The sequence below is a fragment of the Novosphingobium arvoryzae genome, assembly GCF_014652615.1.
In the GTDB taxonomy this organism is placed as follows: domain Bacteria; phylum Pseudomonadota; class Alphaproteobacteria; order Sphingomonadales; family Sphingomonadaceae; genus Novosphingobium; species Novosphingobium arvoryzae.
Map to the genome: position 1 here is coordinate 36,345 of NZ_BMZD01000007.1, position 11,806 is coordinate 48,150.

At 66.4% G+C, this 11,806-nt stretch carries 15 protein-coding genes and 1 tRNA gene; 7 read left to right on the top strand and 9 right to left on the bottom strand.

The genetic code is table 11. From position 1 onward, the window contains the following. Window positions 1-21: 21 nt before the first annotated feature. The 3 genes from ffh to IE113_RS13300 form a co-directional block, all read right to left on the bottom strand. Window positions 22-1,464, bottom strand: coding sequence for a signal recognition particle protein (ffh, locus tag IE113_RS13290; protein ID WP_189542309.1), 1,443 nt, complete (start codon window positions 1,462-1,464; stop codon window positions 22-24). An 86-nt stretch (window positions 1,465-1,550) separates the two neighbouring features. Beyond that, window positions 1,551-1,626 (bottom strand) — tRNA-Ala (locus tag IE113_RS13295). A 111-nt stretch (window positions 1,627-1,737) separates the two neighbouring features. Further along, a complete protein-coding gene (locus tag IE113_RS13300) occupies window positions 1,738-2,058 on the bottom strand; it encodes an FYDLN acid domain-containing protein (protein ID WP_189542311.1) in 321 nt (106 codons plus the stop codon). 191 nt (window positions 2,059-2,249) lie between these two features. On the opposite strand from IE113_RS13300, the gene aroA reads away from it, so the two are divergent. The 7 genes from aroA (at window position 2,250) to IE113_RS13335 (ending at window position 8,630) form a co-directional block, all read left to right on the top strand. Beyond that, window positions 2,250-3,566 carry a 3-phosphoshikimate 1-carboxyvinyltransferase gene (gene aroA, locus IE113_RS13305; protein WP_189542313.1) on the top strand — a complete coding sequence of 439 codons (1,317 nt, stop codon included), beginning with the start codon at window positions 2,250-2,252 and terminating at the stop codon, window positions 3,564-3,566. Further along, entirely contained in the window at window positions 3,563-3,817 is a 255-nt protein-coding gene (locus tag IE113_RS13310) for a CBU_0592 family membrane protein (protein WP_189542314.1), read from the top strand. Before aroA ends, IE113_RS13310 begins: the two co-directional genes overlap by 4 nt. Beyond that, window positions 3,814-4,440: a (d)CMP kinase gene (locus IE113_RS13315; RefSeq protein ID WP_189542316.1), complete on the top strand. Its 627-nt coding sequence runs from the start codon at window positions 3,814-3,816 to the stop codon at window positions 4,438-4,440. Before IE113_RS13310 ends, IE113_RS13315 begins: the two co-directional genes overlap by 4 nt. Beyond that, a complete protein-coding gene (locus IE113_RS13320; protein ID WP_189542318.1) occupies window positions 4,434-4,793 on the top strand; it encodes a c-type cytochrome in 360 nt (119 codons plus the stop codon). Before IE113_RS13315 ends, IE113_RS13320 begins: the two co-directional genes overlap by 7 nt. Before the next feature lie 223 nt (window positions 4,794-5,016). After that, on the top strand, window positions 5,017-6,717 hold the full coding sequence (rpsA, locus tag IE113_RS13325; RefSeq protein WP_189542320.1) for a 30S ribosomal protein S1: 1,701 nt from the start codon (window positions 5,017-5,019) through the stop codon (window positions 6,715-6,717). Between the two features lie 141 nt (window positions 6,718-6,858). Beyond that, window positions 6,859-7,629, top strand: a complete 771-nt coding sequence (gene gloB / locus IE113_RS13330) for a hydroxyacylglutathione hydrolase (RefSeq protein WP_189542322.1) — start codon at window positions 6,859-6,861, stop codon at window positions 7,627-7,629. 26 nt (window positions 7,630-7,655) lie between these two features. Next, the gene (locus IE113_RS13335) at window positions 7,656-8,630 is read left to right on the top strand and encodes an NADPH:quinone oxidoreductase family protein (RefSeq protein WP_189542323.1); all 975 of its coding nucleotides are present in this window, start codon (window positions 7,656-7,658) and stop codon (window positions 8,628-8,630) included. A 73-nt stretch (window positions 8,631-8,703) separates the two neighbouring features. Here the strand turns inward: IE113_RS13335 and IE113_RS13340 are convergent, their stop codons facing one another. The 6 genes from IE113_RS13340 to IE113_RS13365 form a co-directional block, all read right to left on the bottom strand. Continuing rightward, window positions 8,704-9,246 (bottom strand): F0F1 ATP synthase subunit B family protein, encoded by a 543-nt coding sequence (locus IE113_RS13340; RefSeq protein ID WP_189542325.1) that lies wholly within the window; start codon window positions 9,244-9,246, stop codon window positions 8,704-8,706. Further along, the gene (locus IE113_RS13345) at window positions 9,239-9,730 is read right to left on the bottom strand and encodes a F0F1 ATP synthase subunit B family protein (RefSeq protein ID WP_189542329.1); all 492 of its coding nucleotides are present in this window, start codon (window positions 9,728-9,730) and stop codon (window positions 9,239-9,241) included. The genes IE113_RS13340 and IE113_RS13345 overlap by 8 nt, the downstream gene beginning before the upstream one ends. Before the next feature lie 67 nt (window positions 9,731-9,797). Then, window positions 9,798-10,025, bottom strand: coding sequence for a F0F1 ATP synthase subunit C (locus IE113_RS13350; protein ID WP_189542331.1), 228 nt, complete (start codon window positions 10,023-10,025; stop codon window positions 9,798-9,800). Between the two features lie 48 nt (window positions 10,026-10,073). Next, window positions 10,074-10,862 carry a F0F1 ATP synthase subunit A gene (locus tag IE113_RS13355; protein ID WP_268248115.1) on the bottom strand — a complete coding sequence of 263 codons (789 nt, stop codon included), beginning with the start codon at window positions 10,860-10,862 and terminating at the stop codon, window positions 10,074-10,076. 42 nt (window positions 10,863-10,904) lie between these two features. Next, window positions 10,905-11,225, bottom strand: a complete 321-nt coding sequence (locus IE113_RS13360; protein ID WP_189542333.1) for an AtpZ/AtpI family protein — start codon at window positions 11,223-11,225, stop codon at window positions 10,905-10,907. A gap of 170 nt (window positions 11,226-11,395) precedes the next feature. Then, a complete protein-coding gene (locus tag IE113_RS13365) occupies window positions 11,396-11,806 on the bottom strand; it encodes a YdbL family probable chaperone protein (RefSeq protein ID WP_189542334.1) in 411 nt (136 codons plus the stop codon).

The window sequence follows — 11,806 nt, forward strand, 5'->3', positions numbered from 1 at the left end:
TTTCTAACAAACTTTGATAACTTATTTCTTGTTCAGGAAATTCGACAGGTCGGGCGGTCCGCCCAGCCCCGGCAGACCGCCGCCAGCGCCGCCGCCCAGTCCCGGCATCGCAGCCCCAAGGCCACCCTTGCCGAACAGCGCGCCCAGCCCCTTGAGGCCGCCCATCTTCTTGATCTGCTTCATCGCGCGCTCCATTTCCTGGTGCATCTTGAGAAGCTTGTTCACGTCCTGCACCTGGGTGCCCGAACCGTTGGCAATGCGGATCTTGCGCTTGGCGTTGAGCAATTCCGGCCTGGCGCGTTCCTTGGGGGTCATCGACCCGATGATCGCGTCCATCCGCAGCAGCACGCGGTCGTCCATCCCGCTCTGCGCCATTGCGGCCTTGGCCTTCTTCATGCCGGGCATCATGCCGGCCAGCGCGCCCAGACCGCCCATCGACTGCATCTGCCGCAGCTGGGTGCGCAGGTCGTTCAGGTCGAACTGACCCTTGGCCATGCGCTCGGCCATGCGCTCGGCTTCTTCCTGCTCGATCGCCTGCGCCGCCTTTTCGACGATGGAGACGATGTCGCCCATGCCCAGGATGCGGCCCGCGACACGGCTGGGCTGGAACACTTCCAGCGCATCGAGCTTTTCGCCGGTGCCCGCGAACTTGATCGGCTTGCCGGTGACCGCGCGCATCGACAGCGCCGCACCGCCGCGCGCATCGCCGTCCATCCGGGTCAGGATCACACCGGTCAGGTCAACCTGCCCGGCAAAGCTCTGCGCGACGTTCACCGCGTCCTGACCGGTCAGCGAATCGACGACCAGCAGGGTTTCCTTAGGGACCGAAATCGACGCGACGGCGCGCATCTCGTCCATCAGGGCCTGATCGACGTGGAGGCGGCCGGCCGTATCGAGCAGCAGCACGTCCACGGCCTGCAGCTTCGCCGATTGCAGCGCGCGCGTGGCGATATCGACCGGGGCCTGGCCCGCGATGATCGGCAGCGTGGCAACGTCCACCTGCTCGCCCAGCACGCGCAGCTGTTCCTGGGCCGCGGGGCGATTGACGTCGAGCGACGCCATCATCACCTTCTTGCCCTGCTTTTCCTTCAGCAGCTTGGCGAGCTTGGCCGTACTAGTGGTCTTGCCCGAGCCCTGGAGGCCGACCATCATGATCACGACCGGCGGCGTGGCGGCCAGATCCAGACCCGGCGTTTCCGCCCCGCCCAGCATCTCCACCAGCGCGTCGTTGACGATCTTGACGACCTGCTGGCCCGGCGTGACCGATTTCAGGACCGACTGGCCAACGGCCTGTTCGGTGACTTCATCGATGAAGCGGCGGACCACCGGCAGCGCAACGTCTGCTTCGAGCAGTGCGATTCGCACTTCGCGCATCGCATCGCGGACGTCCTGTTCTTTCAGCGCACCCCGGCCACGCAGCTTGTCGAAGACGCTGCCCAGGCGATCTGAAAGGGTATCGAACATCCGTTCGCAAACTCCGTAACGCGAAAAAAGCCGGTGGGCGAAACCTCGCCGACCAGCTTGCCGCTAAAACTCGTTAATCCGGTGAATGGTGGAGCCTAGCGGGATCGAACCGCTGACCTCCTGCATGCCATGCAGGCGCTCTCCCAGCTGAGCTAAGGCCCCATTCATTCATCGTGGCTTGCCCCGAAAGGCTTGCCGTTCCCCCGGCGTCTCGCTGGGAGGCCGCCCCTCTAGTTGCGGCCTTCCAGCTTGGCAAGAGGGTTTTTTAAAAGATTAGACGTCGTCGCCGTCGCCATCGCTGTCGAGGCCCACGCCCAGGTCGTCGTCGCCGCCCAGGTCCACGTCGTTGTCGGGCGAATCGCCATCTTCGTCGATGTCGAGGTCTTCGGCCGCCAGATCGACGTCCTCCACCGCGTCAGCCTTTTCCTTCTGGATTTCCTCATAGGGAATCGGCTGCTTCGACTTCAGCACCGGTTCGGAGTGCCAGGCATAGCCGCATTCGATGCAGGTGATCGGGTCATCCTTGCCCAGATCGTAAAAGCGGGTGCCGCACTTCGGGCAGCCGTGCTTGGCGCCCCATTCAGCCTTGACCATGTCAATTCCTCGATACTGCCTGCTGCCATCCGCGACAGGCTGAAACTTTCAATACGTATTGGAGACAGCTTGCGCTTGTCCCAGCGCGGCGCGCGCCTTGCCATAGCGCGCGCCCGCTGTCAAAAGCCGCGTGCATTTCCCGGCCCTATCACTGAAAGCCCGTACCCTTGTCCAGCGCCGACCCCACCCAGATGCGCCCTCGCCGCTTCCTGCCCACCGGCCCGCTGACCGGACGGATTCGCGTGCCGGGCGACAAGTCGATCAGCCACCGCTCGATCATGCTGGGCGCGCTGGCCGTGGGCGAAACCCGCGTCACCGGCCTGCTGGAAGGCGAAGACGTGCTGGCCACCGCCGCCGCGATGCGGGCAATGGGGGCCTCGGTAGAGCGCCTGGGCGACGGTGAATGGCGCGTCAGCGGCGTTGGCGTGGGCGCGCTGCTCCAGCCCGAAGCCGCGCTCGACATGGGCAATTCCGGCACTTCCACCCGCCTGCTGATGGGGCTGGTCGCCAGCCATCCGATCACCGCCAGCTTCGTGGGCGATGCCAGCCTGTCCAAGCGTCCGATGGGCCGCGTGATCGAACCGCTGAGCCGGATGGGGGCGGATTTCACCGCCAGCCCCGGCGGCACACTGCCGCTGATGCTGCGCGGCGCGGCCCCGGCCGTGCCGATCGAATATCGCCTGCCGGTCGCCTCCGCACAGGTGAAAAGCGCGATCCTGCTGGCCGGCCTCAACACCCCCGGCATCACCACCGTGATCGAGCCCGTTCCCACCCGCGACCATTCTGAACGGATGCTGCGCGGGTTCGGCGCGCAGCTGGACGTGGAAACCGACGCGGACGGCGTGCGCACGATCCGCATCGTCGGTGAAGCGGAACTGCGGCCGCAAGTGATCGAAGTGCCAGGCGACCCCTCCTCCGCCGCGTTCTTCATCGTGGCGGCGCTGATCGTGCCGGGCAGCGATGTGGTGATCGAGAATGTCGGCCTGAACCCCACCCGCGCCGGCCTGATCGAAGTGCTGCGCCTGATGGGCGGGCAGATCGACGAGTTGAACCCGCGCGAAGTCGGCGGCGAACCGGTCGCGGACCTCCACGTGCGCCATTCGGTGCTGACCGGCATCGCGGTCGATCCGGCGGTTGCCCCCAGCATGATCGACGAATTCCCCGCCCTGTTCGTCGCCGCCGCACTGGCGCAGGGCCGCACCGTGACCACCGGGCTGGACGAGCTGCGCGTCAAGGAATCGGACCGCCTGGCCGTCATGGCCGCTGCCCTGACCGCCGCGGGCGCCCGCGTGAGCGAGACGGAAGACGGCCTGATCATCGACGGCACCGGCGGCGATCCCCTGCCCGGCACGGGCCATGCCATCGCCACGCACCTCGACCACCGCATCGCCATGTCGATGGCCGTGGCCGGGCTGGTCAGCACGCGGGGCGTCGAAGTGGACGATACCCGCCCGATCGCCACCAGCTTCCCCGTGTTCGAGGCGCTGCTCGACGGATTGCGGGGATGAGCGAAACGCTCGCCAATGCAATCGGCCTGCTGGGCACGGCCTGCATCATCTTCGCCTATGCCTATGCCACCGGCAGCCGCGCGCCCAATCCGTTCGTGCAGCACGGCGTCAACCTGCTGGGCGCGGCGTTCCTGACGGTGTCGCTGCTGGTCAATTTCAATCTCGCCTCGCTGGTGCTGGAATTCTTCTGGGCTGCCATTGCCCTGTGGGGGCTGGCCAAGGCGTGGCGCAATCGCGGAGCTACGGCATGATCATTGCGGTCGACGGCCCCACCGCCTCGGGCAAGGGCACCATCGCCAAGGCGCTGGCCGCGCATTTCGGGCTGCCGCATCTCGATACCGGATTGCTCTATCGTGCGGTCGGACGGCAGGTGGCGTTGAATGGCGGCAACCCGGATGACCCGGCCGACGCGCTGGTCGCCTGCGCGTTTCCGGACAGCCTGCTGGACGATCCGGAACTGCGCAGCGAAGCGAGCGGCGGGCTGGCCAGCCGCGTCTCCCTCCATCCCGGCGTGCGCCAGGCGCTCTATGAACGCCAGCGCGCCTTTGCCACGCAGCCGGGCGGCGCCGTGCTCGACGGGCGCGACATCGGCACCGTGATCGCGCCCGAAGCGCCGGCCAAGCTGTTCGTCGTCGCCAGCGTGTCCGCCCGGGCCGAACGCCGCTTCAAGGAGATGCAGGCCCAGGGCCGCGCCGTCGCCCTGGCCGACATCGCCGCCGACCTCGAGGCCCGCGACGCGCGCGACCGCTCCCGCGCCGAAGCCCCGCTGGTCGCCGCCGCCGACGCCGTGCTGCTCGACACATCGGACCTGAACCGCGACGAGGCCATCGCCGCCGCCATCGCCATCGTCACGAAAGCCGCCGGTTCATGCTGAAGCTGCTCGCCGCATCCGCCCTGTTGCTCTCCACCGCCTGCGCCGTGAACGCCGCCGGACCCGCGCAGCCACAGCTGTCGCGGTCGGCCCAGCGCGGGCTGGCCTTTGCCGAGCAGCGCTGTGCCGCGTGCCACGGGGTGACGGCCAACGCGGCCTCCCCCAACCCGGAATCCCCCGCGTTCGAGGATATCGCCAATACCCCCGGCCTGACCCGCGAGACGCTGCGCACGTTCCTGCACGATTCGCACAACTTCCCCGAGGCGATGAACTTTGCCGTCCCGCCGCGCCGGATCCGCGATCTGGCCGATTACATGGTCACCCTGCAACGCCCGGATTACCGCCCCGCAATCTGACCCGAACAGCGCCGCAACCGGCCCATTTTCCTTGCTTTTCGGTCGTCGCGCGCCTAAGCGCCGCCGGTCCGCAGGCCGCAAGGCCGCGCGGATGCCTGCCACGGCATTCGGCCCGGCAGGCAGTTCGGCTACTTTTTGGCCCGCCACGGCAATGGTGCCACGGCGGAGAAAAGACCGGCGGAAACAACCGCCTGGCCGGAAAAAACGTTGAAGGAACCTAGCAATGGCTACCAACCCCACGCGCGACGATTTCGCCGCGCTGCTCGACGAAACGCTTGGCTCGGCCGCTGATGGCGGCTTTGAAGGCCGCGTCGTCAAGGGCACCATCACCGCGATCGAAAACGACAAGGCCGTCATCGACGTTGGCCTGAAGAGCGAAGGCCGCGTCGCGCTCAAGGAATTCGCGATGCCGGGCCAGCCCCACGGGCTGAAGGTCGGCGATGAAGTCGAAGTCTATGTCGACCGCGTCGAAAACGCTGACGGCGAAGCGATGCTCAGCCGCGACCGCGCCCGCCGCGAAGCCGCCTGGGACAAGCTTGAAAACGAATTTGGCGAAGGCAAGCGCGTTGAAGGCGTGATCTTCGGCCGCGTGAAGGGCGGCTTCACGGTCGACCTCGACGGCGCCGTAGCCTTCCTGCCCGGTTCGCAGGTCGACATCCGCCCGGTGCGCGACGTCGCCCCGCTGATGGACGTGCCGCAGCCGTTCCAGATCCTGAAGATGGACCGCCGCCGCGGCAACATCGTCGTCTCGCGCCGTGCGGTGCTGGAAGAAACCCGCGCCGAACAGCGTTCGGGCCTGATCCAGAACCTCGCCGAAGGCCAGATCATCGACGGCGTCGTCAAGAACATCACCGACTACGGTGCGTTCGTTGACCTGGGCGGCATCGACGGCCTGCTGCACGTCACCGACATGAGCTACAAGCGCGTGAACCACCCGAACGAAGTGATCGCCATCGGCGACACCGTGAAGGTCCAGATCATCCGCATCAACCAGGACACCCAGCGCATCAGCCTGGGCATGAAGCAGCTGGAATCGGATCCGTGGGAAGGCGTCGCCGCCAAGTACCCGGTCGGCGCGAAGCTGCGCGGCACCGTCACCAACATCACCGAATACGGCGCCTTCGTGGAGCTGGAACCGGGCATCGAAGGCCTGGTCCACGTGTCGGAAATGTCCTGGACCAAGAAGAACGTCCACCCCGGCAAGATCGTCTCGACCTCGCAGGAAGTCGACGTGCTGGTGCTGGAAGTCGATTCGGACAAGCGCCGCATCAGCCTGGGCCTGAAGCAGGCTCAGCAGAACCCGTGGGAAGCCTTCGCCGAGAAGCACCCGGTCGGTTCGGTCGTGGAAGGCGAAGTCAAGAACGCCACCGAATTCGGCCTGTTCATCGGCCTGGATGGCGACGTGGACGGCATGGTTCACATGTCGGACATCGCCTGGGGCATCTCGGGTGAAGACGCGCTGGCCCTGCACCGCAAGGGTGAGCAGGTTTCGGCCATCGTGCTCGACGTCGATGTCGACAAGGAGCGCATCAGCCTGGGCATGAAGCAGCTTGAAAAGGGCGCTCCGGCGGCCGGCGGCGCGGCTTCGGGCAGCTCGCTGCGCAAGAACGAAATCGTCACCGTGACGGTTCTGGAAGTGCGCGACGGCGGTCTGGAAGTCCAGGCTGGCGACGACGGCGCGACCGGCTTCATCAAGCGCTCGGACCTGGGCCGCGACCGCGACGAACAGCGTCCGGACCGCTTCCAGGTTGGCCAGAAGATCGACGCCATGGTCACCGGTTTCGACCGTTCGAAGAAGCCGAACTTCTCGATCAAGGCCCGCCAGCTGGCCGAAGAAAAGGAAGCCGTGGAACAGTACGGTTCGTCGGATGCCGGCGCTTCGCTGGGCGACATCCTGGGCGCCGCGCTCAAGGCCAAGCAGTAAGCCTCACGGCCCCCGCCGTCACGGCGGGGGCCACCGGCCAGCAGAAAAGCCCGTCCGGAGCGATCCGGCCGGGCTTTTTCTATTTCGGGCGCCTTTTGCTTTGCGGATGCTGCGCTACAGTGCGTGCGGGAGATAGACCGCATGCTTGAAATCCATCAGTTCCCCTGCCTGTCCGACAACTACGGCTACCTGCTGCACGATCCCGAATCCGGCGAAACCGCGTGCATCGACACACCCGACGCCGAAGCCTACCTGCGCGAGGCCGGGCATAAGGGCTGGCAGATCACCCAGATCTGGAACACCCACTGGCATCCCGATCACGCCGGCGGCAACGCCGCGATCAAGTCGGCCAGCGGCTGCACCGTTGCCGGCCCGGCGGAAGTGGAGCGAATCGCCCCGCCCGACCGGATCGTCGCGCATGGCGATACGCTGGCGCTGGGTGCCTATGCCGCGCAAGTGATCGATGTATCCGGGCACACCAACGGCCATGTCGCCTATTACCTGCCCGAAGCGGGATTGGCGTTCGTCGGCGATGCAGTGTTCGCGCTGGGCTGTGGGCGCATGTTCGAAGGCCAGCCTGACCAGTTCTGGGCCAGCCTGTGCCGGATCAAGGCCCTGCCCCCGGCAACGCTGCTCTACTGTGCGCACGAATACACGCAGAGCAATGCCCGCTTCGCGCTGCACGCCGATCCGGACAACGCGCAGCTGCGCGACTATGCCGCGCAGATCGAGCGCGCCCGCGCCGATGGCCTGCCCACTGTCCCGACGCCGCTGTCGCGCGAACTGGCGACCAACCCCTTCCTGCGCGCGGACGACCCGGCGCTGCAGGCGCGCTGGGCCCATCATGGCGGCAAATCCGGCGACAGCGTGGCGACCTTCGCCGCCCTGCGCGCCGCCAAGGACACGTTCTGATCCCGCGATCGGCAAAGGAAGTTCCCATGCACGCCCTGCGCGTCGAATCGCTGACGACCGATCTGTCCGGCGTCCACCTGGTGGACGTGCCCGTGCCGCCGCGCGGCCCCGGTGAAGTGCTGGTCCGGGTCCGTGCGGCCTCGCTCAATTTCCCGGACTTGCTGATGACCAGGGGCGAATACCAGCTGAGGCCGGACCTGCCCTTCGTTTCCGGGCTGGAGTTCGCGGGCGAAGTGGTGGAGGCCGATGCCGACAGCGGCCTCAGCCCCGGCGACAAGGTCTATGGCGGGAACAAAACCGGGGCCTTTGCCGAATATGCCGTGGTGCCCGCGCGGGCGGTATCACCGATGCCACATGGAATCGGCTTCCCGGCCGCCGCCGCGCTCGGTGCGGCCTATGGGACGGCCTATACCGCCCTGGTGGAAATCGGCGGCCTCAAGGCGGGGCAATGGGTGCTGGTGCATGGCGCCAGCGGCGGGGTCGGCCTCGCCGCGGTGGAACTGGCCAAGCGGCTCGGCGCGCACGTGATCGCCACCACCGGATCGCCCGACAAGGTGGAACGGCTGCGCGCCGCCAGCGATGCCGACGCCGTGATCCCTGCCACTGGGCGCTTCCGCGAAGCAGTGGCCGACCTGACCGGCGGCGCCCTGTGCGATCTGGTCTACGACCCGGTCGGCGGCGATGTGTTCGATGAAAGCACGCGCTGCGTCGCGTTTGGCGGCAAGTTGCTGGTCATCGGCTTTGCCGGCGGGCGGATTGCCGACATTTCCACCAATATTCCCCTGATCAAGGGCTTCTCGGTCGTCGGGGTCCGCGCCGGCGAATATGCCCGCCGCTTCCCGGAGCGCGGTCGCGCCATCCGCGAGGCGGTGGCGACCCTCGCCGCCGATGGCCGGTTGAACCCGCATATCGACCGGTCACTGCCGCTATCACGCTGGCGCGAGGCGTTTGACGCCATGGCCCGCCGGGAAATCGTCGGGAAGATCGTGCTGGAACCTTAGAGCACCGCGGTTTCCTGCAACGAAAAAGGGCGGCCCGAAGACCGCCCTTTTCCCTCTCCAACTCTGGAACTGGTCAGAGGCCGCCAATCGCCTCGTCCACCAGGGCCTTGTCAGCCTTGGCAGTGTGCTTGGCGGCAATCAGGCCGCGCGCAGCGGCGGTCGCCGCTTCGGCCGCCTTGTTGCGCAGTTCGGCCACGGCACCGCGTTCGGCGGCGGCAATCTTGTCTTCCGCCATCTTTTCGCGGCGCGCGATCAGGGCGGTGGTATCGGCTTCGGCCTTGGCGATGATCGCGTCGGCTTCGCTCTTGGCATGGGCCAGCATCTCGGCGGCGTCCTTTTCGGCGCCAGCGATCTTGTCAGCATATTCCTTGCGCAGGGCTTCGGCCTCGGCGCGCAGGGCCTTGGCTTCGTCCAGCTGCTTGCGGATTTCGGCGATGCCGGAATCCAGTCCCGACGTGATCAGGCCGGGAACCTTCTTCCACACCAGGATGGCGATCAGCGTGGTCATCGCCAGCGCCACCCACATGCCGGGATTCACGAACCCGAATGCGACCGGCTGGGCGTGCGCAGCGCCATGTCCGGCAGCGGCTTCGGACAGCAGCAGGAACTTAGCCATTGAGCACCTCCTTGACCGCGCCTTGCGCGGCGGCGGCGTCAACCGTCACACCGGCAAGCCGGGCAACGATATCGCCCGCGGCTTCGGCGGCAACGGTTTCGATTTCCTTGAGCGCATCGCCGCGCGCGGCGGCAATCCGACCCTCAGCCTCGCCAACGCGGGCGTCGATCACCGTATTGGCGGCAGCCAGGCGGGCTTCCGCCGCCTGGGCGGCGTCGGCCTTCGCTTTGGCAATCAAGGCCTGCGCTTCGGCACGCTGGGCGTTGGCCTGGACGCGCCAGGCTTCTTCCTGGGCATCGGCGGCGGACCGGGCCGCTTCGGCAGCGGCAAGGTCAGCGGCGATCTGCTGGTCGCGCGCTTCCATCGTCGCCATGACCTTGGGCACCATGCCCCGGCCGATGACGAAGAAGATCAAACCAAAGAACACCAGCATCCAGAAGACCTGGCTGGCAACGGTGTCGGAAAATTGCGCGATTTGAGGCATTTCAGCGTCCAGGTCTGGCCGGCGGGCGCATCCAGCGGACGCGCCCGGCCGGTCTGTCAGTCAATTGTCAGGCGACGAAGACCAGGATCATCGCAATGACGAACGACAGCAGGCCCAGAAGTTCGGCGGCCGCGAAGCCGATGAAAAGGCGGCCCTGCTGGCTGTCGGCAGCGCCGGGATTGCGCAGCGCGCCTTCGAGGAACTTGGCAAACACGTTACCCACGCCGAGCGAGGCCAGGCCAGCACCAATGGCGGCAAGACCGGCACCAATCATCTTTGCGCTTGCAGCGTCCATTTCCGTAACTCCTTTGATAAATCCGTTTGGGGATGACTATTCAAAAACTCAGTGCAGATTTTCCGCGTCGTTGAGATACAGCGAAGTCAGCAGCGCGAAAACATAGGCCTGAATGCCCGCGACCAGCAGCTCTAGCGCGCAGATCGAAACCATCAGGATAAAGCTGGGCAGGCCAACGATGCCGCCCCACAGCGGGCCGGCGTTGGCAGCGTCGATCACGAAGCTCGACAGCACTTCCAGCAGCACGTGACCCGCCATCATCGCCACGAACAGACGCAGCGCGAGGCTGAACGGGCGAACCAGGAACGAGACCAGTTCGATCACCGGGATCAGCCACATCAGCCACACCGGCGTGCCGTGCGGCACGAACAGCGAGAAGAAGTGGAGGCCGTGCCGGGCAAAGCCGACGATCAGCACGATCGAGAACGACAGGACCGCCAGCACGCCCGTGACCGAGAAGTGGCTGGTCGGCGTGAAGGGATGCAGGCCAAACAGCGCCAGCGGCATCAGGCCGAGCAGGTTGGCGAACAGGATGAACATGAACAGCGAGAAGATGTACGGCACGTACTTCTTGCCCGCCGGGCCGATGTTGGCGGCCAGCAGGTTGTCGATGAAGCCCGTCAGGCTTTCGACCGCCATCTGCCAGCGACCGGGGACCAGCTGGCGCTTGAGCCCGCCGGCCACGAACACGAACAGCACCGTGGAGACGATCGCCATCCACAGCGCCGAATTGGTGAAAGCGATGTTGTAGCCTGCGATCGACCAATGATCGGTGCCGAAAAGCGGCTCGATCGTGAACTGGTGCATCGGATCGACTTTGGCCTGTTCGGCTGCCACGCGTCCTACCTCTTTCACTTCGATACATGCGCAACAGCGCCCTTAGTGCGGGCGCTGCGACGTCATCCGGATAATGCTCCTGAAGGCAACGATGATCCCGAGGAACATCACCCCCAACAGGCCCCAGGGAGCGGTTCCGGCAAAATGGTCGATGACCCAGCCGATGAACGCGCCGCCGCCGATCCCCCCCAGCAATTCCGCCAGGACCCGGTTGCCCATGCGATAATTCGCATCCGCTTCCGCGCCAACGACGGGCTTGGTGCGCTGTTCTTCCCGCTCTCGTGCGGCCTTGAGCCGCGCGTCGAGCGCGTCGATCCGCGCATCCTCGCCAATGGGTTCTCGGGCTGGTTGCTCGTCATTCATGCCAGGTTCCCTTTCTCAAGGTTTCCACGGCACGGGCGACGGGCACCCGCCGAGGGCAACGGCCCCTTAGGCAGAGGCTATGTCCGAGTCAACTGCTACCAAAAGGCCTCCCCCCACACGCTGCGGGAGGAGGCCGAATTCGTGCCCGATTCCTGGTTGGAAATGCCGCCTTACGGGCACTTGTTGTCGCGCAGCGGCGGTTCGCCGGTGCGGGTGCGCCAGCTGCCGTCGGGGGCCTGGTACTTCTCGCCCGGCACGGTCGCCAGGATCAGCTGGCACCCGGAGGTGAAGCCGTAATCGTCGATCGTCGCCTTCTGGGCGGCAGCCTTCTGGGCATAGACGTCGCGGCGCTTGATGTTGATGTCCTCGGCCAGCTTGCGGATTTCAGCCGACGGCGGGACCGGATAGCCCAGGAACCCGTCGGTCTTTTCCCCCACCTGCCCGGCAGCGCGGGCGGCGGCATAGGCCGGGTCGCGCTGCTGCGCGGAGACCGGAGCCGACAGGACCAGGGCAGACAGCACCGCCGCGCCCGCCAGCAGGGCAACGGGCTTGTGCTGCACTCGGTCGGTAAGGCCAAACAT

Coding starts and splice junctions, on each gene's coding strand:
- ffh (WP_189542309.1), bottom strand. CDS start 1,464: ATGTTCGATACCCTTTCAGATCGCCTGGGCAGCGTCTTCGACAAGCTG.
- IE113_RS13300 (WP_189542311.1), bottom strand. CDS start 2,058: ATGGTCAAGGCTGAATGGGGCGCCAAGCACGGCTGCCCGAAGTGCGGC.
- aroA (WP_189542313.1), top strand. CDS start 2,250: ATGCGCCCTCGCCGCTTCCTGCCCACCGGCCCGCTGACCGGACGGATT.
- IE113_RS13310 (WP_189542314.1), top strand. CDS start 3,563: ATGAGCGAAACGCTCGCCAATGCAATCGGCCTGCTGGGCACGGCCTGC.
- IE113_RS13315 (WP_189542316.1), top strand. CDS start 3,814: ATGATCATTGCGGTCGACGGCCCCACCGCCTCGGGCAAGGGCACCATC.
- IE113_RS13320 (WP_189542318.1), top strand. CDS start 4,434: ATGCTGAAGCTGCTCGCCGCATCCGCCCTGTTGCTCTCCACCGCCTGC.
- rpsA (WP_189542320.1), top strand. CDS start 5,017: ATGGCTACCAACCCCACGCGCGACGATTTCGCCGCGCTGCTCGACGAA.
- gloB (WP_189542322.1), top strand. CDS start 6,859: ATGCTTGAAATCCATCAGTTCCCCTGCCTGTCCGACAACTACGGCTAC.
- IE113_RS13335 (WP_189542323.1), top strand. CDS start 7,656: ATGCACGCCCTGCGCGTCGAATCGCTGACGACCGATCTGTCCGGCGTC.
- IE113_RS13340 (WP_189542325.1), bottom strand. CDS start 9,246: ATGGCTAAGTTCCTGCTGCTGTCCGAAGCCGCTGCCGGACATGGCGCT.
- IE113_RS13345 (WP_189542329.1), bottom strand. CDS start 9,730: ATGCCTCAAATCGCGCAATTTTCCGACACCGTTGCCAGCCAGGTCTTC.
- IE113_RS13350 (WP_189542331.1), bottom strand. CDS start 10,025: ATGGACGCTGCAAGCGCAAAGATGATTGGTGCCGGTCTTGCCGCCATT.
- IE113_RS13360 (WP_189542333.1), bottom strand. CDS start 11,225: ATGAATGACGAGCAACCAGCCCGAGAACCCATTGGCGAGGATGCGCGG.
- IE113_RS13365 (WP_189542334.1), bottom strand. CDS start 11,806: ATGTTTGGCCTTACCGACCGAGTGCAGCACAAGCCCGTTGCCCTGCTG.